At 70.3% G+C, this 26,589-nt stretch carries 22 protein-coding genes and 1 pseudogene; 6 read left to right on the top strand and 17 right to left on the bottom strand.

The genetic code is table 11. From position 1 onward, the window contains the following. The 7 genes from ACQHII_RS02585 to ACQHII_RS02555 all read right to left on the bottom strand — a co-directional run bounded on the left by ACQHII_RS02585 (position 1) and on the right by ACQHII_RS02555 (position 7,462). Positions 1-1,584 carry a FadD3 family acyl-CoA ligase gene (locus ACQHII_RS02585; protein WP_427917629.1) on the bottom strand — a complete coding sequence of 528 codons (1,584 nt, stop codon included), beginning with the start codon at positions 1,582-1,584 and terminating at the stop codon, positions 1-3. Between the two features lie 15 nt (positions 1,585-1,599). Next, positions 1,600-2,739, bottom strand: coding sequence for an acyl-CoA dehydrogenase family protein (locus tag ACQHII_RS02580; protein WP_427917628.1), 1,140 nt, complete (start codon positions 2,737-2,739; stop codon positions 1,600-1,602). Continuing rightward, the gene (locus ACQHII_RS02575; protein ID WP_427917627.1) at positions 2,736-3,707 is read right to left on the bottom strand and encodes an acyl-CoA dehydrogenase family protein; all 972 of its coding nucleotides are present in this window, start codon (positions 3,705-3,707) and stop codon (positions 2,736-2,738) included. Before ACQHII_RS02575 ends, ACQHII_RS02580 begins: the two co-directional genes overlap by 4 nt. A 2-nt stretch (positions 3,708-3,709) precedes the next feature. Next, complete coding sequence (locus ACQHII_RS02570; protein ID WP_427917626.1) at positions 3,710-4,510, bottom strand: enoyl-CoA hydratase/isomerase family protein; 801 nt, start codon at positions 4,508-4,510, stop codon at positions 3,710-3,712. Positions 4,511-4,592: 82 nt separating this feature from the next. Further along, the gene (locus tag ACQHII_RS02565; RefSeq protein ID WP_427917625.1) at positions 4,593-5,447 is read right to left on the bottom strand and encodes a FadR/GntR family transcriptional regulator; all 855 of its coding nucleotides are present in this window, start codon (positions 5,445-5,447) and stop codon (positions 4,593-4,595) included. A gap of 80 nt (positions 5,448-5,527) precedes the next feature. Continuing rightward, positions 5,528-6,295 carry an SDR family NAD(P)-dependent oxidoreductase gene (locus tag ACQHII_RS02560; protein WP_427917624.1) on the bottom strand — a complete coding sequence of 256 codons (768 nt, stop codon included), beginning with the start codon at positions 6,293-6,295 and terminating at the stop codon, positions 5,528-5,530. After that, positions 6,296-7,462 (bottom strand): acyl-CoA dehydrogenase family protein, encoded by a 1,167-nt coding sequence (locus tag ACQHII_RS02555; protein WP_427917623.1) that lies wholly within the window; start codon positions 7,460-7,462, stop codon positions 6,296-6,298. A 120-nt stretch (positions 7,463-7,582) separates the two neighbouring features. Here ACQHII_RS02555 and ACQHII_RS02550 point away from each other — a divergent pair, with 120 nt between their 5' ends. The 3 genes from ACQHII_RS02550 to ACQHII_RS02540 all read left to right on the top strand — a co-directional run bounded on the left by ACQHII_RS02550 (position 7,583) and on the right by ACQHII_RS02540 (position 10,822). Next, positions 7,583-7,966 carry a DoxX family protein gene (locus ACQHII_RS02550; protein ID WP_427917622.1) on the top strand — a complete coding sequence of 128 codons (384 nt, stop codon included), beginning with the start codon at positions 7,583-7,585 and terminating at the stop codon, positions 7,964-7,966. Then, positions 7,963-8,430 carry a peroxiredoxin gene (locus ACQHII_RS02545; RefSeq protein WP_427917621.1) on the top strand — a complete coding sequence of 156 codons (468 nt, stop codon included), beginning with the start codon at positions 7,963-7,965 and terminating at the stop codon, positions 8,428-8,430. The genes ACQHII_RS02550 and ACQHII_RS02545 overlap by 4 nt, the downstream gene beginning before the upstream one ends. 64 nt (positions 8,431-8,494) lie before the next feature. Next, the gene (locus ACQHII_RS02540; protein ID WP_427917620.1) at positions 8,495-10,822 is read left to right on the top strand and encodes a SpoIIE family protein phosphatase; all 2,328 of its coding nucleotides are present in this window, start codon (positions 8,495-8,497) and stop codon (positions 10,820-10,822) included. 9 nt (positions 10,823-10,831) lie between these two features. Here ACQHII_RS02540 and ACQHII_RS02535 read toward each other — a convergent pair whose 3' ends face one another. After that, entirely contained in the window at positions 10,832-11,269 is a 438-nt protein-coding gene (locus ACQHII_RS02535) for a cupin domain-containing protein (protein ID WP_427917619.1), read from the bottom strand. 98 nt (positions 11,270-11,367) lie between these two features. Continuing rightward, positions 11,368-12,198 carry an aldo/keto reductase gene (locus ACQHII_RS02530; protein ID WP_427917618.1) on the bottom strand — a complete coding sequence of 277 codons (831 nt, stop codon included), beginning with the start codon at positions 12,196-12,198 and terminating at the stop codon, positions 11,368-11,370. Positions 12,199-12,357: 159 nt separating this feature from the next. Between ACQHII_RS02530 and ACQHII_RS02525 the strand changes: the two genes are divergently transcribed. Further along, positions 12,358-13,332 carry a TauD/TfdA dioxygenase family protein gene (locus ACQHII_RS02525; protein ID WP_427917617.1) on the top strand — a complete coding sequence of 325 codons (975 nt, stop codon included), beginning with the start codon at positions 12,358-12,360 and terminating at the stop codon, positions 13,330-13,332. Between the two features lie 2 nt (positions 13,333-13,334). Here ACQHII_RS02525 and ACQHII_RS02520 read toward each other — a convergent pair whose 3' ends face one another. Beyond that, positions 13,335-14,363, bottom strand: a complete 1,029-nt coding sequence (locus tag ACQHII_RS02520; protein ID WP_427917616.1) for an LLM class flavin-dependent oxidoreductase — start codon at positions 14,361-14,363, stop codon at positions 13,335-13,337. Positions 14,364-14,435: 72 nt separating this feature from the next. Continuing rightward, complete coding sequence (locus tag ACQHII_RS02515; RefSeq protein WP_427917615.1) at positions 14,436-15,944, bottom strand: metallophosphoesterase family protein; 1,509 nt, start codon at positions 15,942-15,944, stop codon at positions 14,436-14,438. A gap of 88 nt (positions 15,945-16,032) precedes the next feature. Between ACQHII_RS02515 and ACQHII_RS02510 the strand changes: the two genes are divergently transcribed. Further along, positions 16,033-18,333 carry a zinc-dependent metalloprotease gene (locus tag ACQHII_RS02510; protein WP_427917614.1) on the top strand — a complete coding sequence of 767 codons (2,301 nt, stop codon included), beginning with the start codon at positions 16,033-16,035 and terminating at the stop codon, positions 18,331-18,333. 7 nt (positions 18,334-18,340) lie between these two features. Here the strand turns inward: ACQHII_RS02510 and ACQHII_RS02505 are convergent, their stop codons facing one another. The 3 genes and pseudogenes from ACQHII_RS02505 to ACQHII_RS02495 form a co-directional block, all read right to left on the bottom strand. Next, on the bottom strand, positions 18,341-19,243 hold the full coding sequence (locus ACQHII_RS02505) for an MHYT domain-containing protein (RefSeq protein WP_427917613.1): 903 nt from the start codon (positions 19,241-19,243) through the stop codon (positions 18,341-18,343). Between the two features lie 160 nt (positions 19,244-19,403). Beyond that, the gene (locus ACQHII_RS02500) at positions 19,404-19,586 is read right to left on the bottom strand and encodes an antitoxin (protein WP_262062275.1); all 183 of its coding nucleotides are present in this window, start codon (positions 19,584-19,586) and stop codon (positions 19,404-19,406) included. Positions 19,587-19,683: 97 nt separating this feature from the next. Then, a pseudogene (locus tag ACQHII_RS02495) lies at positions 19,684-20,924 on the bottom strand (MFS transporter). A 284-nt stretch (positions 20,925-21,208) separates the two neighbouring features. Between ACQHII_RS02495 and ACQHII_RS02490 the strand changes: the two are divergent. Further along, positions 21,209-23,605, top strand: coding sequence for a M4 family metallopeptidase (locus ACQHII_RS02490; RefSeq protein WP_427917612.1), 2,397 nt, complete (start codon positions 21,209-21,211; stop codon positions 23,603-23,605). 74 nt (positions 23,606-23,679) lie between these two features. On the opposite strand, the gene ACQHII_RS02485 is transcribed toward ACQHII_RS02490, so the two are convergent. From ACQHII_RS02485 to ACQHII_RS02475, 3 genes are all read right to left on the bottom strand, one after another. After that, entirely contained in the window at positions 23,680-24,867 is a 1,188-nt protein-coding gene (locus tag ACQHII_RS02485) for a glycoside hydrolase family 64 protein (protein WP_427917611.1), read from the bottom strand. Positions 24,868-25,031: 164 nt separating this feature from the next. Then, a complete protein-coding gene (locus tag ACQHII_RS02480; protein ID WP_427917610.1) occupies positions 25,032-25,787 on the bottom strand; it encodes a dienelactone hydrolase family protein in 756 nt (251 codons plus the stop codon). A gap of 101 nt (positions 25,788-25,888) precedes the next feature. Next, positions 25,889-26,509 (bottom strand): L-threonylcarbamoyladenylate synthase, encoded by a 621-nt coding sequence (locus ACQHII_RS02475; protein ID WP_427917609.1) that lies wholly within the window; start codon positions 26,507-26,509, stop codon positions 25,889-25,891. Between the last annotated feature and the right edge of the window lie 80 nt (positions 26,510-26,589).

Below are 26,589 nucleotides of genomic sequence, written 5' to 3'. Positions count from 1 at the left end.
TCAGCCCACGGCCGTGAAACTGGCACGGAGTTCGTCCTTCAGTACCTTCTGGCTCGCGTTGCGCGGGAGTTGGTCGACGAAGCGGACGTGCCGGGGCACCTTGAAGTTCGCCATGTTCTCGCGGGCCCAGGCGATGACCTCGGGCCCGGTCGTCGGGTGCTCCGGGTCCGCGACCACGAAGGCGCAGCCGACCTCGCCGAGCCGTTCGTCGGGAACGCCGATCACGGCGACCTGCTGAACGCTCTCGCAGCCCAGAAGCAGCTTCTCTATCTCCGCCGGATAGGCGTTGAAACCGCCGACGATGAACATCTCCTTCTTGCGGTCGACGATGGCGAGATTGCCGTCGTCGTCGAGCCGTCCGATGTCCCCGGTGTGCAGCCAGCCCTCGGCGTCGATCGTCGAGGCGGTCGCGTCGGGGTCGTCCCAGTAGCCGCGGGTGACGTTGAAGCCGCGCACGAGGATCTCGCCGTCGAGCCCGATCGGGACGTCCAGACCGTCGTCGGCGACGATCCGGACCTGGACACCCGGAATGGCGCTGCCTGTGGTGCGGGCGACCGTCTCCTCCGAGTCACCGACCCGGGTCGTGGTTACCAGCGCCGTGGACTCGGTGAGGCCGTAGGCGCTCATCACGATGTCGAACGACAACTCCGTTTTCATCGCTCGGATCAGTGATTCCGGAATCGTGGTACCGCCCGTCATGGAGACTCGCAGGGACGACAGGTCGTGCTCGGCCCGGTCCGGATGGTTGACCAGGTCGTGGAAGATCGTCGGCGGGCCGAGGAGGATGCTCACCCGCTCACGGGCGATGAGGTCCAGTGCCCGCCCGGCGTCGAAGACGGCCATCGGAATGACGGTCACCCCGTGCATCAGGGAGGCCAGCCACCCCGCCTTGTAGCCGAAGCAGTGGAAGAACGGCGGGATCACCAGGAAGGTGTCGGACGCCCGGAACGTGTACTCCTCGGCCATCCACCCGTAGGCACGCAGGGACTGGCCGTGCGTGAGCATCACGCCCTTGGGGTGGCCCGTCGTGCCGGACGTGAACATCACGTCGGACACGTCGTCCGGCGTCAACCGGTCGATCGACTCATGGGCGGCGGACGCGGAAACGGCATCTGCCGCGCCGAGAAAGTCGTTCCACGACCGGTCGGCCGTCCCCTGCGGACCGAGAACGGACACCGTCTTCTGGAGCGCCGGCAGTCCCGGGTCGGCCTTCCGCAGTTCGCCGACGTAGTCGTTGCCGAGGAAGGGCGAGGCGAACACGGCGGCCGCCTCCGACTTCCGCAGGATGTACGAGATCTCCTGCGCCTTGAACCGCGTGTTGAGCGGTACCAGCACGCCCCCGGCGCCGTGGATGCCCAGCGCGGCGAGGATCCACTCCGCCGAGTTGGGGGCGCACAGCCCGACCCGGTCCCCGGGCTTGATGCCGAGCGCGATGGTGGCGCGGACCGCGTCGACCATCCGGTCCTTCAGCTCCCGGAACGTCCAGCGGCGGTCTTGGTCGATGAGTGCCGTGGCGTCCCCGAAGCGTTCGGCGGCCAGCCTGATGACGTGGGGGATGCTCAGGAATTCGTCGTCGTAGCGCATCAGTTGGCTCCAGGGCTAGCCGTTCGAGGGGAGATGCAGGATCCGCTTGGCGATGATGTTCCGCTGGATCTGGGAGGTGCCGCCGTAGACGGAGGCCGCACGGGAGTAGAGGTAGTCGCCGAACAACTCGCCGCCCTCCCCGGCCAGTTCGCCCGGGAACACCTCAAGTGCCGTGTCGTAGAGCCGCTGTTCGGTCCTCGTCATCAGCAGCTTGTCCACGGAGGACTCCGGGCCGGCGACCTGCCCGGCGAGGCGTTCGGCGGTACGGCGGCGGGCGTGCGCCACCAGCACCTCGTAGTCCACGACACACCGGCCGATCCGTGACAGCAGCCCGTCGGGCAGCGTGCCTTCGTGTGCGGACGCATGACGCCGGAGCCGCTCGACGAGCAGCCCGTACTTCGAGATGTGCCCGGTGTCGAGGGCGTTGCGCTCGTACGACACCGTCGTCATCGCCAGCGCCCAGCCGACGCCCTCGGCGCCGACGCGCTCGGACTCCTCGATCCGGACGTCGTCGAGGAACAGCTCGCAGAATTCGTCGTCGCCGTTGGCCGCGCGCAGCGGGCGGACCGTCACACCGGGGCGGTCCAGGGGCAGGACGAACGCCGAGATCGACTTGTGGGCCGGTGCCGAGCGGTCGGTGCGGGCCAGCAGCAGGCAGAGGCCGGAGTACTGGGCGTAGCTGGTCCACAGCTTCTGGCCGCGCACGATGTAGTGGCCGTCGTGCCGTTCGGCGAAGGTGGTCATGCCCGCCAGGTCGGAGCCGGCTCCCGGTTCGCTGAAACCCTGGCACCACACCTCGTCACCGGCCAACATCCTTGGCAGGAACCGCAGTCGCTGTTCCTCCGAGCCGAACTCCAGCAGGGCGTGGGCGAGATAGCCGATGCGGGGGACGCCCGGGGCCCGGCAGGCGCCGAGTTCGTCACTGATCGCCACCTGGTGCAGCGCGGTCAGACCCCGGCCGCCGTAGCGCTCCGGGACGTCGAGCCCGACCCAGCCACCAGAGTGCAGCAGCCGGTGCCAGCGATGGAGGAAGACCGGCACCGGTTCGCCCGACTCCCGTTCGGGAAGCGGGTGTCGGGCCAGCCAGGCGCGGAACTCGGTGCGCAGCCGGTCCAGGTCGGCAGGGTCGCCGAAGTCCAGCGGGGTGTCGGTCATCGCGGCACCTCCGGTGCGGCCAGCGAGGGGAGCAGGTCGTCCGTCGTGGCGAGCAGCGTCGCGCCCAGCCGCACCTTGCGCAGGTACAGGTGCGCGATGTGCTCCCACGTCTGGGCGATGCCGCCGAAGACCTGCATCCCGGCGTACACCGCCTCCAGCGCCGAGGAGTTGACCTCCGCCTTGGCGACGCGCGCGGCCGTCAGGGCCCGCTCCGGCGGTTCGTTGTCCAGACACCAGGCCGCGTAGCGCGTGACACTCGCACCCGCTTCCACCAGGACCGTCGCGTCCGCGAGGAGATGCTGTACGGCCTGGAAGGAGCCGATCGCCCGACCGTACTGGCGCCGGACGCGGGCGTATTCGACGGCCTGCTCCACGAACGAGCCCGCCGCGCCGACGAGTTCGGCGGTCACGACGACGAGTGCGTAGGCCTGCCAGCGGAGTCGGTCCGGTGCCGTGAGACGGCCGACGGTCTCCACGGGAGTGTCGCCCGGGACTGCACGGATCGCGCGCAGCAGGTCCGTGCTCGGTGCCGCCGGGCCCAACTCGACCCGGGTGACCGTCCCGTCGGTGGTGACGCAGAGCGCGCTGTCGGCTCCGTCGCTGTCCCAGGCGACGAGATCCGTCAACTCCGTGGCGGGGAAGTGGAGTTCGCGGGTGAGCGCGACGGTGGGGGTTCCCCGTGAGGTGTCGTCGCCGAGCAGTCGGAGCAGTTCCGGAGCGAGCAGGACCGTGCCGAGCAGAGACGTGGTGAGCGGGTGGCGGCCGTGTTCCTCCGCGAGCAGTGCGCACTCCTGCGCGGTCGCCGCCGGGGGAGAGGTGCGCCGTAGGTCTCTCAAACCCATGTCGTCCAGGGCCTGTTGGGCTGCGGCTCGGGTCGCCGGCTTCACTTCGTCCGGCGAGGTCACGCCGTACCGGGGTGCGAGTGAGCGCACCATGTCGCGGACGAGGACGAACTCCTCGCGCTCCACGCTCAGCGCTCCTCAGGGGGGTTCGCGCGCCGCTCGGCGCGGGCCGCGAGGTCGGTGATGATGCGAATGTGGTCGGGGTTGGTCATCGTGGCCCGCTCGGCCATCAGGGCCGCCTCCATGCCGCCGCGCGAGACCTGCTCGACGACGGCGGCGAGGGCCAGCTTGGTGGCGCGGAGGGCCTCGGCGGGCTGGGCCGCGAGCCGGTGGGCCAGGGCGAGGGCCTCAGGCATGAGGTCGTCGGGCGGGACCGTGCGGTTGGCGAGGCCGAACTCGACCGCCTTGGCGGCGGGGATGCGGTCCCCGGTGAAGAGGTACTCCTTGACCCGCAGCAGGCTGGTGAGCAGCGGCCACAGGGTCACTCCGCCGTCGCCCGCCACCAGGCCGACCGACACATGCGGGTCCGCGAAGTAGGCGTCCTCGGCGATCAGTACGAGATCACAGGCCAGCGCGAGGCTGCAACCCAGGCCCACCGCGGGGCCGTTGACGGCGGCGATCACCGGCAGCGGGAAGCGGATCATCTCGGTCTGGATGGTGCGGTCGATCCGGATGGACCGCTCCCGCAGCTCCGGGTCGGTGTGGTGCCGCAGGAGATGGTCGAAGTCGCCGCCGGCGCTGAACGCCCGTCCCGCGCCCGTGAGGACGACGGCCCGGGCCTTGGTGTCGTCCGCGAGTTCGCGCCACACCTCCGACAGCCGTCGGTGCAGCTCCTCGGACACGCCGTTCAACCGGTCGGGGCGGTTCAGGGTGACGATGCGGACGTCTCCGTCGGCGGCCACGGTCAGCACGGGACTCACCTTGCTCATACCGCGATGGTATTAAAGGTCAGACCGAAACTGTCAATGGTGTTGCACGAAGAAGAGAATCACATTCTCGTTATCGCGTGGGTCAGTTCTCCGAATCGGTCAGCTCCACACCGTCCCTGCTGTCCACCTCGGCGGCGGCCCGGGCGAAGCCGCACACATGGCGGGTCATCCGGCGCATCGCCGCCTCGCTGTCGCCGTCCCGGATGGCCTCGGTGATCCGGGCGTGCGCACGGGCGGTGAGCTTGCGGATGTCCGCGTCCATGAACTGCTCGATGTCGGTGGCCGCGTGGATCGACTGCGAGAGCGCGCTCATGAACCCGATGAGAAGCTCGTTCTCACCGGCCCTCGCCACGGCGTTGTGCCAGTGGATGTTCGCGCGCAGGAACCGCTGGATGTCGTCCCCGGCCGCGACGAGCTCCGCGTGCGCGTCGTCCAGCTCCGCGAGGTCGGCGTCCCTGCGACGCCTGGCCGCCAGCGCCGCGCACGCCGGCTCGATCGCCTCCCGCGTCTCGTGCAGGTCCTCAAGCCGGATCCGCTGACCCCGGATCACCAACCGCACGGTGTTCGCGAGCGATTCACGCCCAGGCCTGTGCACGAAGGCACCGCCCCCGCGCCCCGGCCTGATCTCCAGCAACCGTTCGACCTCCAGGACGCGCAGCGCCTCGCGCACCGTGGCCCGGCTCAGTCCCGTCTGCTCGACCAGTTGCCGTTCCGGCGGCAGTGCCATGCCCTCCGTGAACTCCCCGGAGAGGATCCGCTCGCGCACCTCCGCCGCCAGCACGTCCGAGGCCTTGGGGACGGTCAGCGTGTCGAAACGCGGTCGGGGCTCACCGGTCGCGGCGCGCCCACGGGAGGTGCGGGAAGGGTGCTCGGCGCTCTGCACAGGTTCGGGCCTCTCGTTGCAGGCCGCGCTCTTCGGCCTCTTTGGCTGAACCATTTAACACAGCACGCGCGTCCCCTGTCACATCACCGCGCCACCTACGAGAGCACCGCGCTGCCGCACCACCGAGCAGCCCGTCACATCACCATGCCGCCGTCCACCGGCAGCACCTGACCGGTGATGAAGGAGGCCGCGTCCGAGGCGAGGAACACGAAACTGCCCGCGATCTCCGCCGGCTCCGCCCATCTGCCCAGCGGAATGCGGGCGAGCATCTGGGCCGCGAACTTCTCGTTGGTCCGGATGGTCTCCGTCATGGACGTGGCCGCCAGCGGGGCGAGCGCGTTCACCAGGACACGCCGGCGCGCCAGTTCACGGGCCAGGGACTTGGTCAGCCCGATGATCGCGGCCTTCGCCGCCGAGTAGTTGACCTGCCCGAGCGTGCCGACCAGGCCCGCCGACGAGGTGACGTTGATGATCCGTCCCTTCCCGTCCTCCGGCAGGAACGGCAGCGCGGCCTGCGCGCAGTGGAAGGTCCCCATCACATGGATGTCGAGGACCCGTCGGAACGCGTCCTCCTCCAGCTTGTCGAACATGGCCGGGGCGATGACCCCGGCGTTGTTCACGAGGATGTGCAGCGTCCCGTCGGCGAGCGCCGCCGCGCGTGCCACGGCCGTATCGGCGGCTGACCGGTCCCGTACGTCCAGGGCGGCGCTGTCCGCCGTGAGCCCTGCCGCGTTGATCTTCCCGGCGACGGCCGCCGCGGCCGACTCGTCGACGTCGGTCACCAGCACCGCGGCACCCGCGCGCGCCAGTGCCTCGGCGACGGCGGAACCGATGCCGCCCCCGGCGCCGGTGACCAGCGCCGACCGGCCCGTGAGGTCGAACAGCCCTGTGCTGTCGGTCATTCAGTAGCTCCTCGGGAGTCCCAGCGTGTGCGATCCCAGGTAGTTCAGGATCATTTCCTGACTGATCGGCGCGATCCGCATGAGGCGGGCCTCGCGGAAGTAGCGGGCCACGCCGTACTCCTCGGAGTAGCCCATGCCGCCGTGGGTCTGGAGGGCCCGGTCGGCGGCCGTGAACCCGGCGTCCGCGCACAGGTACTTGGCGGTGTTCGCCTCCCGCCCGCAGGGCTTCCCGTTGTCGTAGAGCCAGGTCGCCTTGCGCAGCACGAGTTCGGCGGCGTCGAGGCGGGCGAGGGAGTCCGCGAGGGGGAACTGGACGGCCTGGTTCATGCCGATCGGGCGGCCGAAGACGATGCGCTCCTTGCCGTACTGGACGGCCTTGTCGAGCGAGGCCCGGCCGATGCCGAGGGCCTCGGCGGCGATCAGCATGCGCTCCGGGTTGAGGCCGTCGAGGAGGTAGCGGAAGCCCTGGCCCTCCTCGCCGACGCGATCCTCGACGGGGATGCGCAGGTCGTCGATGAAGAGTTCGTTCGAGGTGACGGCGTTGCGCCCCATCTTGGGGATGGGGCGGATGTCGATGCGGTCGCGGTCGATGTCCGTCAGGAACAGGGTCATCCCGTCGGTCTTCTTGGCGACCTCGTCGGCCTTGCTGGTGCGGGTCAGGAGAAGGATCTTCTCCGATTCCATCGCCTTGGAGATCCACACCTTGCGGCCGTTCACCACGTAGTGGTCGCCGTTCCGTCGCGCGTACGTCGTGATGCTCGCGGTGTCGAGTCCGGCGCCCGGTTCGGTGACGCCGAAACAGACGTGCAGGTCGCCGCTCGCGATACGCGGGAGTGTGCGGCGTTTCAGCTCCTCGGAGCCGTGCACCACTACCGGATGCATGCCGAAGATCGACAGATGGATGGCGCTGGCCGCGTTCATGCCGCCGCCCGACCGTGCCACCTCCTCCAGCAGCAGGCTGGCCTCGGTGATGCCGAGGCCGTGGCCGCCGTACTCCTCGGGGATCGTGATCCCGAGCCAGCCGCCGCCCGCGACGGTCTCGTAGAACTCCGTCGGGAACTCGTGCGCCTGGTCCTTCGCCATCCAGTACTGGTCGTCGAAGTCGCGCAGCAGTCCGGCGACGGACTTGCGGATCGTTTCCTGGTCCTCGGTCAGTTCGAAGTCCATGCACGGACCCTTCTCCGGTTCCGGCTGCGAAACATATCAAAGGTCAGACCGAAGTGGTAAGGGGCCGATAAGGGCCTACCGTCGAGTAATATCGCGCGGCAGGCCATCTGAGGAGGAACCGTGCCACGGTCCGAACGCTCGTCGCTGCTGCTCGCCGGACTGCTGGCGACCGCGGGGGTCGCCCACTTCGCCTCGCCGAAACAGTTCGACGCGACGATCCCGCGCGCCCTGCCGGGATCACCCCGGACCTGGACGTACGCGAGCGGTGCCGTCGAACTGGCGCTGGCCGCCGGGCTCGCCGTGCCGCGCACCCGGCGCACGGCCGCGCTCGCCGCGGCGGCGTTCTTCGTGGGCGTGTTCCCCGCCAATGTGCAGATGGCGATCGACTGGCGGGACCGCCCGGCCCCGCAGAAGGCGGCGGCCCTCGGACGGCTGCCCCTGCAGATACCCCTCGTGCTGTGGGCCCGTAGTGTCGCCAAAAACAATGGGGAGGGACAATCGTGAGTGATCGCCTGAACGTCGGTGACAAGGTCGAGGACTTCACGCTGCCGGACGAGACCGGCGCGGAGCGCAGCCTCACGGAACTGCTCGCCGAGGGGCCCGTGGTGCTCTTCTTCTACCCTGCCGCGCTGTCCGCCGGCTGCACCGCCGAGGCCTGCCACTTCCGTGATCTGGCCGCCGAGTTCGCGGCCGTCGGCGCCCGGCCCGTCGGCATCAGCGGCGACACGGTCGACAAGCAGAAGGAGTTCGCCGGGAAGAACACCCTCGGCATGCCCCTCCTCTCGGACGTCGACGGGACGATCCGGGAGCGGTTCGGCGTGAAGCGCGGGTTCTCACTGGCGCCCACCAAGCGGTCCACCTTCGTCATCGGCGAGGACCGCACCATCCTGGAGGTCGTCGCCAGCGAACTCCGGATGAACACCCACGCCGACCGCGCCCTCGCCGCACTGCGCGCCCACCGGAAGTGACACCGGCGCTGCAAATGCCGTAGCGCGGTTGATGCGGCACGGTACTGGGACCATCCTGGACGATATGGAACAGGCGTCCGCCGCTGCGGTCATCGATGCCCGGGGCATCGTGACGGGGTGGAGCGAGGGTGCCCGGGCACTGACGGGATACCCGGCCGAGGAGGCCGTGGGCCGGTCGGTGGCGGCACTGCTCGCCGAACCCCCCGCCGCCACGTCCGTGGCCGCACTGGCCGGCCCGGTGGTCCTACGTCACCGGGACGGCTCCCCGCTCCGGCTCGCCGTGCGGGCCTGCGCGGTGCTCGGCGCGGACGGTGCACCGGACGGATACGTCCTCACCGCCGACCCCGGCCCCACCCTCGCCGAGCAGGCCTTCGAACAGGCGTCGATGTCCCTGTCCGTCTTCGACACCGGGCAGCGCTATCTCCGCGTCAACGACGTCGCCTGCCGCGTGATGGGAGTACCGGAGGACGTCCTCATCGGCCGGTTCTTCCCGGAGAGCGTCGAGGACGCCGAACACAGCCGGGGCTTCCTCCGCAACCTGCGCCAGGTAGTCGAGACGGGCAGACCGGTCCGCTACGACAGCTGGGCGGGCGCCCCCGCCCTGAACCGTGAGCACGCCTGGAGCATCGAGATGTGGCCGCTCAGAGATCCCTCGGGCGAGCTGACGGCGGTCGCCCTCGCGGCCTTCGACAGCACCGAGCAGTACCTCTCCCGGCAGCGGCTGGCCCTGCTCAACGAGGCGGCGACCTGCATCGGCACCACCCTCGACGTGGTGCGCACCGCCGAGGAACTGGTGGAGCTGCTGGTGCCCCGCTACGCCGACTTCGCCAGCGTCGACCTGCTGGACTGGGTGCTCGGCGCGGACGAACCGCCGACCGAGCTGGAGGGCGAGGTCGTCCTGCGCCGGGTCGCCCACGGCTCCGCCACCGAGGGCACGCCCGAGGCGGCGCTGCACCTGTCCGAGGCGGACGTCTACCCGCCGTACTCGCCGCCCGCGCGTGCGCTGCGGTCGGGTCGGGCCTTCCTCAGCCAGGCGGGCGAACCCGACTTCGTCCGCTGGGTGGCGGAGCGCAACGCGCGCAGCCCCGCCGCGGCTTCGTACCGCAAGGGCGTCCACTCGATGATCGCGGTGCCGCTGCGGGCGCGGGGCACCACCCTCGGCGTCGCGGTGGGCGTCCGTATGGCGCACCCGGACGACTACGCGGAGGACGACGCCGTACTCGCCGAGGAGCTGGCCAGCCGGGCCGCCGTCTGCATCGACAACGCCCGCCGCTTCGCCCGCGAACGCAGCACCGCGCTGGCGTTGCAGCACACCCTGCTGCCCAGAGGCCTGCCCGGACAGGCCGTGGTCGAGGTGGCGCACCGCTACCGGCCCTCCGGTTCGCTCGCGGGCATCGGCGGCGACTGGTTCGACGTGATCCCGCTGTCCGGCAGCCGGGTCGCCCTCGTCGTCGGCGACGTCGTCGGACACGGCATCGCGTCCTCGGCGACCATGGGCCGCCTCTGCACGGCGGTGCGCACGCTCGCCGACGTGGACCTGCCGCCCGACGAACTCCTCACCCACCTCGACGACTTGGTGACCCACCTCGCGGCCGACGACGCGGGCGACGAGGTCGCGGAACTCGGCGCGACCTGCCTCTACGCCGTCTACGACCCCGTCTCGCGCCGCCTCACCATGGCCGCCGCCGGGCATCCGCCGCCGGCCCTCGTGCTGCCCGACGGGACCGCGAGCCTCGTCACCATGACCGCGGGGCCACCGCTCGGGGTCGGCGGACTCCCCTTCGAGGCCGTCGAGTTGGAGCTTCCCGAGGGTGCCGTCGTCGCCCTCTACACGGACGGTCTGATCGAGGACCGGGACCGCGACGTCGACCACGCCACCGCCGAACTGTGCCACGCGCTCACCGCGTCCGCCGACTCCCTGGACGCACTGTGCGACTCGGTGCTGAAGGCCGTGATGCCGGAGGAACCGAGCGACGACGTGGCCCTGTTGCTGGCGCGCACCCGCGCGCTGGGCGGCGACCGGGTCGCCACCTGGGACATCGACCCGGACCCCGCGCGCGTGGCCGGGGCCCGGCAGTCCGCCACCGAGCAACTCGCCGCGTGGGGGCTGGAGGAGGAGGCCTTCGTCACCGAACTCGTCGTCAGTGAACTGGTCACCAACGCCATCCGCTACGGCCAACCGCCCATCCAGCTCCGCCTGATCCGCGACCGCGCCCTCATCTGCGAGGTCTCCGACGGGAGTTCGACCTCACCGCATCTGCGCCGCGCCCACGCCTACGACGAGGGCGGACGCGGACTTCTCCTCGTCGCCCAGCTCACCCAGCGGTGGGGCAGCAGGCAGACCGGCAGCGGCAAGACGATCTGGGCGGAGCAGCCGCTGCCGCCGGACTGACGCGAGGGCCTACTCGAAGGGGCAGCCGGGGTTCGGCGCGTCCTCCGAGAACGGCGATCCGTGCGGCAGGACGTACAGCACGTCCAGGACGAGCGGGGTCTTCCCCAGGTTGCGGCCGATGTGCACGTTGCCCGCCCCGGCCGGCTCCTGGATGGTGCTGCCCTTGCGGTAGACGCCGTCGGAAGCGCAACTGGAGTCGAAGTGGCTGAGCGTGCCCTCCTTGACGATTCCGTACAGGGGGCCGTCGTGGTAGTGCCAGCCGGTGGCCTGGCCGGGCGGAATGGTGATCTCGCGCACCGTGTAGTCGGTGTCGCCGATCGTGGTCTGGCTGATCAGCCTGGCGGTGACGCCGGGCCCGGCGGGGGTCGCCCGGGCGACGGTGCCGCCGGCCAGCAGGGCGGCGGTGGCCACCGCTCCGGTCACGGCGGTACGGAACGCGTTGCGCATGCGAGGGCCTTCCGGTGAGATCGTGAGCCTCCGCCGTGAACATAGAGGCAGGGAAGGCGAGTTGGGGGTGGGAACACGCGACTTCCACCCTCGGATCCTCAGAATTCCTCGTGTGTTTCCGGGTCCCCGCCCAGCCTCTGCGGGGCGTGGTCGGAGAGGGCGGCCAGCTGTGCCGGGCCGAGTTCGAAGCCGAAGATGTCGAGGTTGGCGCGCTGCCGGTCCGGGTCGGCCGACTTGGGGATCGGGACCGCCCCGAGCTGGGTGTGCCAGCGCAGCACCACCTGGCCCGGCGTGACCCCGAAGGCCTCCGCGACCGTGACGACGGTCGGGTCGTCGAGCAGCGCGGAACCGCGTCCGAGAGGGCTCCAGCTCTCGGTGAGGACGCCCTTCTCGGCACCGAAGGCACGCAGTTCGTCCTGCGGGAACAGCGGATGCAGCTCGATCTGGTTGACCGAGGGCAGCACGCCGGTCTCCTTCTCCAGCCGCTCGATGTGCCCGGGCGTGAAGTTGGAGACGCCGATCGACCGGACTAGACCCTCCTCGCGGAGCTTGATCATCGCCTTCCAGGAATCGACGAACTTGCCGACGCGGGGCAGCGGCCAGTGGATCAGATACAGGTCCACGTACTCCACGCCCAGCCGCGCCCGGGACTCCTCGAAGGACGCGAGGGTCTCGTCGTAGCCGTGGTGGCGGCCCGGGAGCTTCGTCGTCACGACGATCTCCTCGCGCGGCACACCGCTGCGGGCGATGCCCCGGCCGACGCCGGTCTCGTTGCGGTAGTTCGTCGCCGTGTCCACCAGGCGGTAGCCCATGCGCAACGCGCCGTCGACGGCCTCCTCGGCCGTCGCGTCGTCCATCGGCCAGGTGCCCAGGCCGATGGCGGGGAGCTGCGTTCCGTCGTTGAGCGTGTGCGTCGGGATGCTGATCACGGTCGACCTTCCCTTGACTGTGCGGTACAGCCAGTATGGGCGCCCGGGAGCCCTGTCGCCTCGTGCGGTGATCGCTGTCACGATCTTCTTGAACCCGGTACGACCTGGGTACGACCCGGTGGGCACGACCGACCGAGCAGGTACGACGACGGAGCGCGCATGACGAAGGACAGCGGTACGACGGACGACGCGGTGCGGGCGGACGGTCTGGAGGTGAAGCCGGCCGCCGGGCACATCGGGGCCGAGATCACCGGTGTCGATCTGGCCGGTGAACTCGACGACGCCGTGGTGGCCGCGATCCGGGCCGCGGTGCTGCGCTGGAAGGTCGTGTTCTTCCGGGACCAACGGCTCGATCACGCCGGGCACGTGGCATTCGCGCGGAGGTTCGGCGAACCGGTCGTGCTCGGCCGGCGCGGCAGCGCCTCACCGGCGGACTTCCCCGAGGTCGAAACCACCGCCGACCGGCTGGAGTTGGGCGGCCGGTTCGGCATGGAGCACGACGAGTGGCTGGAGCGCCGACGGCACACCCTGCTGCGCGGCTGGCACTGCGACCACGGCGCCCGCATCGACCCGCCGGCCGCGACGATCCTGCGCGCGGAGACCGTCCCGCCGTACGGCGGCGACACCACCTGGTCCAACCTGGCCGCCGCCTACGCCGGACTGTCGCAGCCGGTACGGGAGTTCGTGGACGGGCTGCGGGCCGAGCACCGGCTCGGCGTCGGCTACCAGCCGCGACCCGGCGACGACGCATACGTCCGTCATCTCCTGGACCACCAGGTCGCCTCGGAGCACCCGCTGGTCCGGGTGCATCCCGAGACCGGCGAGCGGGTGCTGTTCGTCAACGGCTACTACCTGGAGCAGATCACCGACATCTCCCGCGCGGAGAGCGCCGCGATCCTGGAACTGCTGCTCGCGCAGGCGACCCGGCCCGAGTACACCGTCCGCTTCCGCTGGGAGCCGGGCAGCGTGGCCTTCTGGGACAACCGGGCCACCATCCACCTCGCCCCCAGCGACAACGCCCACCTCGGCTTCCCCCGGACCATGCACCGGGTGATGCTCACCGGCGACATACCGGTGGGCGTCGACGGCAAGCCGTCGGAGCCGATCGTCGGTACGGAGCCGGGCCGCTGGTGAGGTCAGGCGGCGGGCTTCCAGCCGAGCGCCGGTCCCAGCTTCGTCGCCATGTCGGTGAGGATCTGCACGTAGTCCTCGTGCTCGAAGGTGAACGGCAGCGCGAACGCCACCTCGTCGATCTCCCTGAACGCGGCGTGCGCGCCCAGGAGTTCGGCGATCTCCTCCGAGGTGCCGACGATGTCCGGCGCGAACATCAGCCGGGCCGGGCCCTGCGGTGACGTCGTACGGGGAGTGCGCCTGCGGGCGAACTCCTCGTACCTCGCGCGCTGTTCGGGCGACGCGGAGTCGGTGGGGATCACGACCAGTCCCTGGGAGACGCGGGCGGCCTCCCCGTCCGGGTGGTGGGCGCGGAACGTACGGATGTGGGAGAGCTGGATCTCCGCGAAGTCCCTTGACCCGTCCGGCCCTTCGGCCTTGACGACGCTGCTCGTCAGGAAGTTCATGCCGTGCTCGCCGGCCCACTTCGCCGAACTCGCGCTGCCGCCGCCGTACCAGAGGCGACGGCCCAGACCGGGAGAGTGCGGTTGCACCCGGTCGGAGAACACCTCGAAGCCTTCGACCCCGCTGAAGTCGGTGGCAGGCTTGCCGCGCACGAAGTCCAGCAGCCGCCGCACCCGCTCGTAGCTGAAGTCCTCGACATCGGCCGTGTCGGGGTACAGCGCTTCCCTGACCTGGTCGTAGTGCATCGGCGGGCCGACGCTGACGCCCGGGTTGATACGGCCCCCGGACAGGATGTCGACGGTCGCCAGGTCCTCCGCCAGCCGCAGCGGGTTCTCCCAGCCGAGCGGGATCACCGCGGTGCCGAGTTCGATGCGGCTGGTGCGCTGCGAGGCCGCCGCCATGATCGCTACGGGGGAGGAGATGCCGTACTGGAGATGGCGGTGGCGCAGCCAGGCGCTGTCGAAGCCGAGCCGCTCGCCGAGTTCGATGATCTCCAGCGTCGACTCGTGGCCCCGGCGCGGATCGGCCTCGTCGAAGAGGCCGATCGTGAGGAAGCCCAGCTTCCGCAACGGGCGTGAGGTGGGCGGCACGGGCTCCTCCGGCGGTCGTACGTCAGTGCTGATCTGTCCCGATTGTGGCAGGTGAACATTGCGGGCGTGTGATCAGCGCAGCGGGATGACGATCTCGTCCTCGACCGGCGGGTCGATCTCCTGGGCGCGGTTGCCGGTGGCCGCGAAGCAGCGCAGCCGGACCGCCTCCGGGGTGACGTCCAGCCGCAGAAAGCACTTGAAGAACGGCGGGCTGTACGTCACCGAGCCGGGCGAGAACAGCTGCGTGTAGATCTTGCGCACCGGGAGCCGGAAGCGTGAGGTGTGGTCGGGACGGCCGCCCGCGCCCAGGAGGCTCGCGACCAGCCGGATCCGCCGGGTGATGCGGACCGGCGGGCCCGGGGTACGGGTCGGCGGAATGCCGAGGCGCTCGCAGATCACGGCCGACGCCTCGGCCTCGGTCAGGGTGAAGAAGCGGCGCAGGTGCAGCCGGCGCCCGTACAGCCTGCTGTAGAAGGCGAGGGAGTCGCCACGCAGGGGATAGCAGCGAAAGTCCCGCTCGGTGACGCCCGCGATGTCGACGCGCGGGACGGTGTGGGTCGCGTGCATGAACGCGCCGCCGCCGCCCGAGACCACGTACTGGAGGGTGCGCCCGTCGTCCAACCGCACCGGATAGCGCTGGTAGTTGTGGATGTCGCCGCCGATCGCCGCCACGAAGTGGTGGTCCGGATCGCGGACGATGTCGTCGACCGTGCCGCCGCCGTCGATGGCACAGGGGTCGTACTTGCCGTCCACGTACAGCGGCGAGCCCGTGACGAGGATCTTCGGTGTCGGCCCCTTTGCCACCTCGCGCAGCCAGGCGCCCTGTTCGGCGTCGATCGTGCCCAGCAGGCCCGTGTCGATGCCGATGATCCGCACCGGTCCCGCGTCGATCGCCCAGTACGGGCCGGGCTGGACGGCCCGTTGGGTCGGCGAGGACCGCAACTCCCGTTCCTTGTCGAGGTGTTGGCCGTCGTTCGGGCGCGGGTGGTGCCACAGCAGTGAGCGCCACCAGGTCCGGGTCAGCGGTCGCGGCTTCGACTCCGGTGCGGGCAGCGCGGGCGCGTCGTCGCAGAAGACGCGCATGAACCCGCCAAGGCCCTCGTACCAGTCGTGGTTGCCGGGTATCGCGTAGATGGGTGCCGGATAGTCCTGGTACGGACGGAAGAACTTCGTGCCGTAGTCGTCCGCGGTGCCGACGGGATAGATGACGTCGCTGGTGACGACCGCGAAGTCCGTTCCCTGACCGACCTTCAGAAACCCGGGTACGACGGCGTATTGGGGATCGTCGCCCTCGCCCGTGTCACCGATCACCATGAAGGAGAAGGTGTCCGCGTCGTCACGCCGGATCACCTTGTCGGCGGGGGCGCCGGCGGCCGTGCGCTGCGCGACCCAGCGGCCGCGGGTCTCGCCGGTCGGATCCCCGAACCAGGAGGCCAGCACACCGTTGCGCGCGGCCCACAGGGTCTTCGGATTCAGCCACGAGACCTTCTGGACGTGGGTCGGCATGAGCTGCCGGTACGCGCCGCGTTCCGCGCTGCCCCAACCGGCGCCTTCGGGGGTATCGCGTGAGGATTCAGACACCGGTGCACCGTAACAACGAGCCATGTCCGGACGGGCGGCAGGGGCCTGGCAACATCAACTCGACGACGTACGACCGAAAGGCCCCCGCATGCCCGGCGAAGCCGACTTCATCGATCTGCTCCCCGACCCCGAACTCCGTTCGGACCGGCTGCTGTTGGGCATCCGTCACTTCGACGAACCCTTCCTCCTCACCGTCTCCCTCTCCCAGGGCCTCGGCTCCAGCGACCTGTGGCTGGACCGGGGCAGGGCGGGCAAGGCGCGGCTCGCCGAGTTCCGCCGGATCGGCGACCGGGTCCTGTTCGCCGTACGCAACAAGCACTTCCTCACCTCCGGCGACGAGGCCGCCGTACGGGCCGGGGACGAGTCGTTCGCGCTGTCCGTGGTGTGGAGCGGTCCCGTGCTGCGGGAGGAGGACGGGGCGGTGGTCGTCGACGCGACCGGCCTGGTCACCGCCGACCACGACCGGGTCGCCGAGCATCTGCACGCGCACGAGCAGGGCGACTACACGATCGACCAGTCCGCGAGCCTCCCGCTCGTCGCCGACAGCCGCACCGGCCCGCGTGCCGTCCGGCTCCCCGCACTCCTCACCTTCCGGGGCCCGGGCCGGGGCCGGGCGGTCCAGGCCGTGGCCGCCGACCCGCGCGCGCTCACCGTCGTCCAGCAGCTCAATCTGATGCGGCTGCCCGCGACCCCGCTGCCCGTCCGCCGCTACCACCCCGCCTCGGGTGGCTACGGCATCGGCTACGCCGACCACGGCCTCGTCGGCCGGGCGGGCACCCAGGTCAGGTTCCAGCCCCGCTTCCGCGCGGAACCCGGCGGCCACCCGATCGTCTTCCAGGTGGATCCGGCCGTCCCCGAACCCTTCCGCTCGGCCGTTGTCGAGGGCGGCAACTGGTGGCAGCTGGCCTTCGCCCGGATCGGCCTTCCGGACGCCTACCGGGTCGAGCCCGGCGGCGCCGACTTCGACCCCTACGACCCCGACGTCAACGGCGTGGTCTGGGTGCACCGGGCCGGCCGCGGCTGGTCCCTCGGACAGGGGCTCACCGACCCGCGCACCGGCGAGATCCTGCACGCCCGGGTACGGCTCGGCTCCCAGCGCGCCGAGCAGGTCCGCGCGCTCGGCGAAGCCCTCCTCGCCCCCTACGGCCGTCCGGACGAGGCCGAACGGCTCGCCGCCGTCGAGGAGTTGGTGCTCGCCCGGCTGCGCCAGCTGGCCGCGCACGAGATCGGCCACGCGCTCGGCTTCATGCACAACTTCGCGGGTACGGCGCACCCCGAGCCGTCCGTCATGGACTATCCGCACGCCCGCATCCGCGTCACCGAGGACGGCGAACTCGACCTCTCCGCCGCGTACGGCACCGAACTCGGGCCGTGGGACCACTACTTGGTCGCGCACGCCTACGGACGGTTCGGCGAAGGTGGAGGCGAGAGGGACGAGGACGCCGCGCTCGCCGCACTGCGCCGCGAAGCCGCCGAGGCCGGTCTCACCTACGTCTCCGACGAGGACGCCCAGGGCCCGCACGCCGCGCACGCCGACGCCGTGCCCTGGGTCAGCGGGGCGGACGCCCTGCGGGCGCTGGAGACGATGCTGCGGGTCCGCCGTATCGCCCTGGACGGATTCACCACCGGGGTGCTGCCGCCCGACCGGCAGACCGGCGAACTGGAGGAACGCGCCGCGCTGTTGCACCTGCTGCACCGGCACGAGGTGGCGGCCGTGGCCCGGCTGGTGGGCGGGGTGCGCTACGTGTACGGGCTCGCGGGCGAGGCCGGCCGGGGCACGGAAGCTGTCGACGCGGCCACTCAGCACACGGCACTGACCCGGCTCGCCGAGCTGCTGCGCGCCGAGCAACTCGCCCTGCCGCACACGGTGTTGGACGCCCTCACCCCGCCCGCGATCCGCTACGGCCGGACGGAGCAGTACCTCGACACGGGCGCCGGACGGATCTTCGACCCCTTCGAAGCCGTACGGGCCGCGACCGCCCTGGTGACCCAGCAGTTGCTGGACCCGGCCCGGCTCAACCGGGTGGCCTGGCAGCACGCGGCCGATCCCGCCGTGCCCGGTGTCGTAGACATCGTCGACGCGCTCGTCGCCGCGACCTGGCGACGGAGCGACCCCGTACCCGGGGATCTGCCCGGCGGCGCCGCCGGGCAGCATGCGGCGGACTGGACCCTCCTCAACCACCTGCTGAGTCTGCTCGACGACACCGCGCTGCACACTCCGGTGCGGATGTCGTTGCGCGGTGCCCTGCGGCGGCTCGCGACGGAGCTGCGCTGTCAGGCCGACGAACAGGCTCGCGAGGCGGGGGAGTTCATCCGCGCCCTCCTCGCCGACCCCGGCTCGGTGCGGCTCGACCCGCAGCCCCGGGTGCCGCCGGGCGCACCCAACTGAGGCGCCGCTAGCGAGGTCTGCGGCGGCCTGTGGCCGAACTCGGGCCGTGGCGACCGTTGTTGGTGACCATGGCCCAGGGTGTCGCGGCGTCCTGTGCGGTGAGGGCCGAATCCGGTTGCCCTGCGTCAGCGGTTTTCGGGGCGACGGGGTGCCGGGAGAAAGAACGGTCCCAGTTGCCCTCGCCCATCACCAGCAGCGGGTCGAACATCACGACGACCCCGGCCAGCAGCAGGAAGATGACCGGGCCCAGCAGCATGGGAAGCAGCAGCGACGTGGCGGAGTCGCCCGTCCACGCCCCGCCGGTGCTGTGCAGATGGACGCTCACGGCGGCCATGGCCGTGTAGTGCATCCCGGACACGGCCACGCCCATCACCAGGCTGGCGCCCAGGCTCGCGAGGAAGCCGCGGATGGAGACGGCCGCCCACAGGGCCGCCGTCGCGGCGACGATCGCGATCGCGATGGAGAGCGCGACCGTGCTGGTCCGGTACTCGATGGTGCCGTTCAACTTGAGGGCGGCCATGCCCAGATAGTGCATCGCGGCGACCCCGAGGCCGGTGATGACGCCCGCCGCCGAGAGCGTGCCGGTGGTGGCGCCGCGATATCCCACGGCGAACACCCCGACGCCGACCATGACGATCGCCACGGCCAGACTCAGCACCGTGAGGCCGACGTCGTAGCCGATGCGGGTCTCCTCGACCTGGAAGCCGATCATCGCGATGAAGTGCATCGTCCAGATGCCGGTGCCGATGGAGGTCGCGCCGAGCGCGAGCCAACCCGCCTTCCAGGAATGTTTGTTGTGCAGGGACCGCACCACGCAGCGCAGTCCCAGAGCACCTCCCAGGCAGGCCATCAGATAGGCCGCCACCGGAGTAACCGCACCGTAGCGGAACCCGTCGATCGTGCCTTGCATGAGCCAACTCCCCCCAGAGTCCTGGCTTCTTGTGAGGGGAGTATTACGAATCGGGGCCGGGTCGCGCACGGCTTTCGCATCTGTACTTGACCAAGTCTCAACTTTCAGAGACCACTTGAGGCGCATCGAGGGCGATACGCGGACAGATGCGGTCAGGCGGTCAGGGCTGCTGCGGCTTCTCGCGGTCGATGAAGTCCTTGGCCTTGTCCTGAGCCATGTCGACCTGCTTGGCGTGCTTGCCGCCCGTGCGCTCGTCGACCATGTCTCCCGCCTTGTCCACGGCCTGCTTGGCCTTGTCGGGGTTCTGGCCGAGCATTCCCTTGACCTTTTCCATGAACGACATGGCTGTCCTCCTCCGGACGTGCGTTGGCCCTCCCAGCATCCCCCGCGTTCACCGAAGCCGCATTTCGGTGCCTGGCAGGGCCGGTCGCCACCCGGCCTCAGGCGGGCACGAGCGGTTCGTGTCCGTCGGTGGCACGGGCCTCGCGGGTGCGGGACACGGCGAGCGCGAGTGCCTGGAGGACGGCTCCGGTCAGCCCCACGGACAGGGCGAAGCGGTAGCCGACGTGGTCGGCGAGGAGCCCGCCCAGCGGCGCCCCGATCGCCACCATTCCCCAGTTGAACGAGCGGATCGTGGCGTTCATCCGGCCCCGCAGCCGGTCGGGCGTGACCGCCTGGCGGTAGCTCATCTCCACCGGGCTCTCGAGGGAGATCGCCGCGGACACCACGAAGAAGGCCGCGGATACGGAGACCAGGGCCCACGGTCCGCGGCGGGCCAGGACCAGCGGCAGCCAGCCGACCGCGGCGAGGAGACGGCCCGCGATCAGGGTGGCGCCGACGTCGAATCGTTTCGCCACCCGCCCCGAGAACGCGCCGCCGAGCACTCCGCCGAGTCCCGCGCAGGCATAGGTCACGCCCAGCCCGAAGTCCCCGATCCTCAGGTCACGCAGCGCGAAGACGACGAAGACCGTACCGACCACGGTGTTGAAGAGCAGCATCAGATGCGAGGTCAGCGCGATGGAGGCCAGGGTCCGGTGACGGTAGACCCAGGCCACCCCCTCCCGCAGCTCGCTGCCGAGACCGCGCCGCGCGCCCCGGTCGGGCACGGGATCATGGGCCCGCACAGAGGTGAGCAACAGACCGGAGGCCAGATAGCTCGCCGCGTCCACGAGCACGGCGAGCGGTGCGCCCAGGAGCTTGATCAGCACGCCGGCGATCAGCGGCCCGGTCGACCCGGCCACCGCGTCGGCCTGTCCCACGCGTACCCCGCGTTGAGGAGTTCTCTGGGGACCAGTTGCGGCACGTAGGACTGGTTGGCCGCGTCGAAGAACAGACAGAGCACCCCGAAGGCGAAGACGCACGCGCACAGGGTGGCGATGTCGAGCCGGTCCACCGCGTACAGCAGCGGAATCGCGCCGAGCAGCGCGGCCCGGCCGAGATCCATGGCCACCAGCAGCGGCTTGCGCCGGCAACGGTCCACCAGGACTCCGGCGATCAGGCCGAAGAGCAGATAGGGCGCCCAGCGGGCCGCGTTGACCAGGCCCACCTCGGTGGCGGACGCGCTCAGCGTGACGGCCGTGAGGATCTGCAGGGCGAGCCCCGTCACCTGCGAGCCGAACGCCGAGACGGCGGAGGCCGTCCAGAAGCGCGCGTACCCGGGAACGTCCACCAGTCGGGGCATGATCGGACCGTACCCGGCGAGCCCCCTCCGTCACCTTCGCGAACCGCAAGTGGCCGGTCCGCGACGTCGGTTGGGCGCGGGGACAGAGGGAAAACCCTTGAGTGCCCCGGCGTTGCGTGACATGGACGGGTCAACGCTGTCATCCTCCACGCAGTTACCCCACGGATCCTCCATGGATCGGTCAAAGTTCGGTCGGCCCCGCACAGCTCAGCTCTCCCGGACAGCAGACCCGGCTGTCCGGTCTGTCACCGGCCGCGTCCGCGGCCGTCGCAGGAGGAGTACGAGTGAGACGCATCCCCCGCAAGCGGACCGCGGTTGGAGCCCTGATCTCCACCGCCGCGCTCCTCGCCGTCGGCATCCAGTCGGTTCCGGCGAGCGCGAAGCCCGCGTCCCCCCACCCCAGCCCGCTGCGCACCGGCAGCCTGGAGGCGAAGCTCACCCCGGCACAGCGCACCGCCCTGGTGAAGACCGCCAACGCGAACAGCACGAAGACCGCCCGCACCCTCGGCCTCGGCGCCAAGGAGAAGCTGGTCGTCAAGGACGTCGTCAAGGACAACGACGGCACGGTGCACACCCGCTACGAGCGCACCTATGCCGGTCTGCCCGTCCTCGGCGGCGACCTCGTCGTGCACACCCCGCCCGCCGCGCAGGCGACCGGCACGGTGAGCGCGACCTTCAACAACAAGCACACCCTCACCGTCCCCTCCACCACCGCGTCCGTCGCCAAGTCGGCCGCCGAGACCAAGGCCCTCACCACCGCCAAGGCCCTGGACGCCAAGGCGCCGAGCACCGACAGCGCCCGGAAGGTCATCTGGGCCGGCGACGGCAGCCCGAAGCTCGCCTGGGAGACGGTGATCGGCGGCTTCCAGGACGACGGCACGCCGAGCCGGCTGCACGTCATCACCGACGCCACCACCGGCAAGGAGCTCTCCCGCTTCCAGGGCATCGAGACCGGCACCGGAAACACCCAGTACAGCGGCACGGTCTCGCTGAGCACCACGCTGTCGGGTTCGACGTACCAGCTGTACGACACCACGCGCGGCGGCCACAAGACGTACAGCCTCAACAACGCCACGTCCGGCACCGGCACCCTGATGACGGACGCCGACGACGTCTGGGGCACCAGCTCCGGCTCGAACACCCAGACCGCGGGCGCCGACGCGGCCTACGGCGCCCAGACGACCTGGGACTTCTACAAGAACACGTTCGGCCGCAGCGGCATCAAGAACGACGGCGTCGCAGCCTACTCGCGCGTCCACTACAGCACGGCGTACGTCAACGCCTTCTGGGACGACAGCTGCTTCTGCATGACGTACGGCGACGGCTCGGGCTCCACGCACGCGCTGACCTCGCTGGACGTGGCCGGTCACGAGATGAGCCACGGTGTCACGTCCAACACGGCCGGGCTCAACTACACCGGTGAGTCGGGCGGGTTGAACGAGGCGACCTCCGACATCTTCGGCACGGGCGTCGAGTTCTACGCCAACAACTCCACCGATGTCGGCGACTACCTCATCGGCGAGAAGATCGACATCAACGGCGACGGCACGCCGCTGCGTTACATGGACAAGCCGAGCAAGGACGGCGGCAGCGCGGACAGTTGGTACTCCGGCGTCGGCAACCTCGACGTCCACTACTCCTCGGGCCCGGCGAACCACATGTTCTACCTGCTCTCCGAGGGCAGCGGCACCAAGGTCATCAACGGTACGACCTACACCAGCACCACCTCCGACGGCGTGGCCGTCGCCGGTATCGGCCGGGCCGCGGCCCTGCAGATCTGGTACAAGGCGCTGACGACGTACATGACGTCCAGCACGAACTACGCCGCCGCCCGCACCGCCGCGCTGAACGCGGCAGCGGCGCTGTACGGCACAAGTTCCGTGCAGTACGCGGGAGTCGGCAACGCCTTCGCCGGCATCAACGTCGGCAGCCACATCACCGTGCCGTCCAGCGGTGTCACGGTGACCAACCCGGGCAGCCAGTCCTCGACCGTCGGTACGGCGGTGAGCCTGCAGATCGCGGCCAGCTCCACCAACAGCGGCACCCTGACGTACGCCGCGACCGGACTGCCGACCGGCCTGTCGATCAGCTCCACGGGCGCCATCACCGGCACCCCGACGACAGCGGGCACCTACAGCACCACCGTGACCGTCACCGACAGCACCGGGGCGACCGGCACCGCGTCCTTCACCTGGACCGTCAGTTCCAGCGGCGGGGGCGGCAGTTGCACCTCGACCCAGCTGCTGGGCAACGCGGGCTTCGAGTCGGGCAACACCACCTGGACCGCGACCAGCGGGGTCATCACCAACTCCAGCAGCCAGGCGGCCCGCACCGGTTCGTACAAGGCCTGGCTCGACGGCTACGGCTCGACCCACACCGACACGCTGTCCCAGTCGGTGACGATCCCGAGCGGCTGCACGGGGACGACGTTCACCTTCTACATCCACATCGACACGGCCGAGACCACCACCAGCACGGCTTACGACAAGCTGACGGTCACCGCCGGTTCGACCACCCTGGCCACCTACTCCAACCTCAACGCGGCCAGCGGCTACGTGGCGAAGTCCTTCAGCCTGTCGGCCTTCGCGGGCACCACGGTCGCCCTGAAGTTCAGCGGGGTCGAGGACTCCTCGCTCCAGACCAGCTTCGTGATCGACGACACCGCCGTCACGACCAGCTGATCCGTTCCACCTGCTCCGTCCGGCACCCCGCACGCGCCCCCAGGCGTGCGGGGTGTTCCGGTCTGTTGAGCAGCTCAGCTCAGCGGGTCCAGCGTGAGATAGGCCTGCTGCGGGTTTCCGTCGTTCACCAGGGACTCCTGGGCGCCGACGTCGTCGAACGCGAACGCGTACGCCTTGCCGTCCACCATCTGCGCATGGATCTTGCGCGCGTACTGGTTGGTCACCGTGTCCACGTAGAAGTTCGCCGTGGTGGTGTCCGGCTGGTTGGGGTTGACCAGGAGCGTGGAGCGGTTGAAGCCCGCGCACAGGGTGCGTGAAATCGGCCCGCGCACCAGGTCGTTGGGGGCGTCGAGGTACTTGTAGCAGCCGAAGATGCTGGCCGCGTCCGGCTTCTGGAAGGTGGTGACGACCGCGCCGGAGCTGTTGGTGAAGTTCATGACGTTGCCCGACACCCGGCCGTAGTACTTGGTGTTCGGCTGGTCGGCGAACGGTGTCACGGTCAGGGTCGACGTCGAGTACTTCGACCAGACGCGGTTGACGTAGTCGTCCATCACCGTGCTGGGCAGGGCGCCCGTCTCGATGCCGTAGGTCGGTGAGAGCGCTCGCAGGACCGTTCCGTCGGACCGGGTCTGGATCAGGTTGGCCCAGCCGCCCGGCTGTCCGCGCAGCGCGTTGAAGAACCCGGTGTAGCCACCCGACTTGAGGTGTCCGGTGCTGGCCGTGCTCCCGTCGGACCGCTGCACCCCGACCGCGTACGGCGCGGAGAACATGTCCACCTGGGTGCTGTTGATCCACAGCCCGGAGTCGTTCAGCGTGTACTCGGACCAGTTGAAGAGGATGTTGCGGTTCGGGTCGGTCGGGTTCTGCACCGCCGGCTGCACGAGGCCGCCGGTGGTCAGCTTGAACACGAGCTTCTGACCGTACGAGAAGTAGATGCGGCCCGAGAACTTGGGAATCCGGATGGTCGTGGACTGTCCGGCCGCCGGGCCCGCGATCGACGCGTCCGGTGCCGGGGTGGGCGGGTTGCCGCCGACCGGCCAGGCGTGGAACGTGCCGGCCGCGTCGGCCCAACCCTGTTGGCCGGTGGCCAGGTTGGTGCCCAGGTCGTAGACGTAGACCGCGTCGCCGCGGCCCGAGTTGTTGGTGATCTTCAGCGGGATCGTGGCGGGCACCGCCGCGTCCGCCGTCAGCGGTGTGGCCAGCGCGAGCATCGTGGCCACCGCGGTCGCGGCGCCCAGTCGGCGCAGAATTCTGCCGAGCACTACTCACCTCCGTGTGGGGGGTGTACGAGAAATTGGTCCGTACCTGCGTGAGAGCGCTCTCAATGTCGCGCCGAGCCGCGTGTGTGTCAATGAGTCGAACGAAAGGTGCCCACGGCAACTCGCGCCGTGGGCACCCGGGTTGGATCAGGAAACGCGGTCCTCGATCAGAAGGTGCGCTCCAGCAGGTCGAGCAGTGCGACCCAGTGACGCTCGTCGGCCGCCGCGTCGTACGAGGAGGTGTCGGCCTGCGTGTAGCCGTGCCGCGCGCCCGGGTAGACCTCGCAGCGGTGCCGGACGCCCGCCGCGGTGAGCGCGTCGTCGAACCGCTTGATCTGGTCCTCGGGCAGCGAGGGGTCCTGGTCCGCGTGGCCGAAGTACACCTCGGCGGTGATGTGTTCGGCCGCCAGGTGCGGGCTGTTCGCGTCGTCGGTGGCCAGCCGCCCGCCGTGGAAGCCGCCCACCGCCGCCACCCGGTCCGGGTGGGCGCCGGCGGTGTAGAGCGCGAGACGGGCGCCCATGCAGTACCCGGTGATCGCGACCGGCCCGTCGGCGACCACGGGGGACTCGGCCAGCCGGCGCAGATAGGCACCGGAGTCCCGCTCGATCAGATCGGGCGTCAGCCCCATGATCAGCGGGCCGACCTTCTGGAAGATCTCCGGCCGTGCCTCGGGATCGATGAACTCGGGCAGCTCGACCACCGGCGCGCGACCCTGCCGGTAGAACACGTTCGGCACCAGGACCGTGTAGCCGGCCTCGGCCAGCCGGTCGGCCATCGCCTTGAGGTGGGGACGCAGTCCGAACGCGTCCTGGTAGAGCAGCACGGCCGGACGGGGGCGCTCGTCACCGGGATGCACCAGATAGGCGTCGGCGATGCCGTCCTCGGTGGGGATGTCCACGGCTGTGCCCTGTACGGCGGTCATGGCGGGGGTGCCTCCAGCGGATCGGCGCCGGGCCACCTGCCGGTCCGGCGCGGCGTGTTGCGATCATCGTGGCACGCCTGCCCGCGGACCCGCCGCCGGGGTCACTCGAAGCGGGAGACGTCCCCCGCGCCCTTGCGGACGATCTCGGCCTCACCGCTGGAGAAGTCGATGACCGTCGTCGGTTCCGTGCCGCAGTCCCCGGAGTCGACCACCGCGTCCACCACGTGGTCGAGCCGGTCCTTGATCTCCCAGCCCTGGGTCATCGGCTCCTCCTCGTCGGGCAGCAGCAGGGTGCTGGACAGCAGCGGCTCGCCCAGCTCGGCCAGCAGCGCTTGGGTGACGACATGGTCGGGGATGCGCACGCCCACGGTCTTCTTCTTCGCGTTCAGCAACTGGCGCGGCACCTCCCTCGTCGCCGGGAGGATGAAGGTGTAACTGCCGGGCGTGGACGCCTTGATGGCCCGGAACACGTCGTTGTCGATGTGCACGAACTGGCCCAGCTGGGCGAAGTTCTGGCACACCAGCGTGAAGTGGTGCCGGTCGTTCAGCTGCCGGATCGTACGGATCCGCTCCATGCCGTCACGGTTCCCGAGCTGGCAGCCCAGCGCGTAGCAGGAGTCGGTCGGATACGCGATCAGCGCACCCGAGCGCACACTGTCCGCGACCTGCGAGATGGTGCGGGGCTGCGGGTTGTCCGGATGCACGTCGAAGTACTTGGCCACCCGCCGAGCTTATGCCGTACGGCCACGGGTCGCCGCGCGGGCCCTCACGCCGCCCGAATCGCACGGGCGTACCCCGGCGA

Origin of the sequence: Streptomyces sp. cg40, from assembly GCF_050320165.1 — a bacterium.
Taxonomy (GTDB): domain Bacteria; phylum Actinomycetota; class Actinomycetes; order Streptomycetales; family Streptomycetaceae; genus Streptomyces; species Streptomyces hokutonensis.
This window is presented reverse-complemented; position numbering and strand designations above follow the sequence as displayed.

Bases quoted from the DNA above. Each gene is read 5' to 3' on its own strand.
- ACQHII_RS02585 (WP_427917629.1), bottom strand. From the start codon at position 1,584: ATGCGCTACGACGACGAATTCCTGAGCATCCCCCACGTCATCAGGCTG.
- ACQHII_RS02560 (WP_427917624.1), bottom strand. From the start codon at position 6,295: ATGACCGACAGCACAGGGCTGTTCGACCTCACGGGCCGGTCGGCGCTG.
- ACQHII_RS02500 (WP_262062275.1), bottom strand. From the start codon at position 19,586: ATGTCGTTCATGGAAAAGGTCAAGGGAATGCTCGGCCAGAACCCCGAC.
- ACQHII_RS02555 (WP_427917623.1), bottom strand. From the start codon at position 7,462: ATGGACTTCGAACTGACCGAGGACCAGGAAACGATCCGCAAGTCCGTC.
- ACQHII_RS02540 (WP_427917620.1), top strand. From the start codon at position 8,495: ATGGAACAGGCGTCCGCCGCTGCGGTCATCGATGCCCGGGGCATCGTG.
- ACQHII_RS02480 (WP_427917610.1), bottom strand. From the start codon at position 25,787: ATGACCGCCGTACAGGGCACAGCCGTGGACATCCCCACCGAGGACGGC.
- ACQHII_RS02580 (WP_427917628.1), bottom strand. From the start codon at position 2,739: ATGACCGACACCCCGCTGGACTTCGGCGACCCTGCCGACCTGGACCGG.
- ACQHII_RS02565 (WP_427917625.1), bottom strand. From the start codon at position 5,447: ATGGTTCAGCCAAAGAGGCCGAAGAGCGCGGCCTGCAACGAGAGGCCC.
- ACQHII_RS02535 (WP_427917619.1), bottom strand. From the start codon at position 11,269: ATGCGCAACGCGTTCCGTACCGCCGTGACCGGAGCGGTGGCCACCGCC.
- ACQHII_RS02505 (WP_427917613.1), bottom strand. From the start codon at position 19,243: ATGCAAGGCACGATCGACGGGTTCCGCTACGGTGCGGTTACTCCGGTG.
- ACQHII_RS02570 (WP_427917626.1), bottom strand. From the start codon at position 4,510: ATGAGCAAGGTGAGTCCCGTGCTGACCGTGGCCGCCGACGGAGACGTC.
- ACQHII_RS02525 (WP_427917617.1), top strand. From the start codon at position 12,358: ATGACGAAGGACAGCGGTACGACGGACGACGCGGTGCGGGCGGACGGT.
- ACQHII_RS02510 (WP_427917614.1), top strand. From the start codon at position 16,033: ATGCCCGGCGAAGCCGACTTCATCGATCTGCTCCCCGACCCCGAACTC.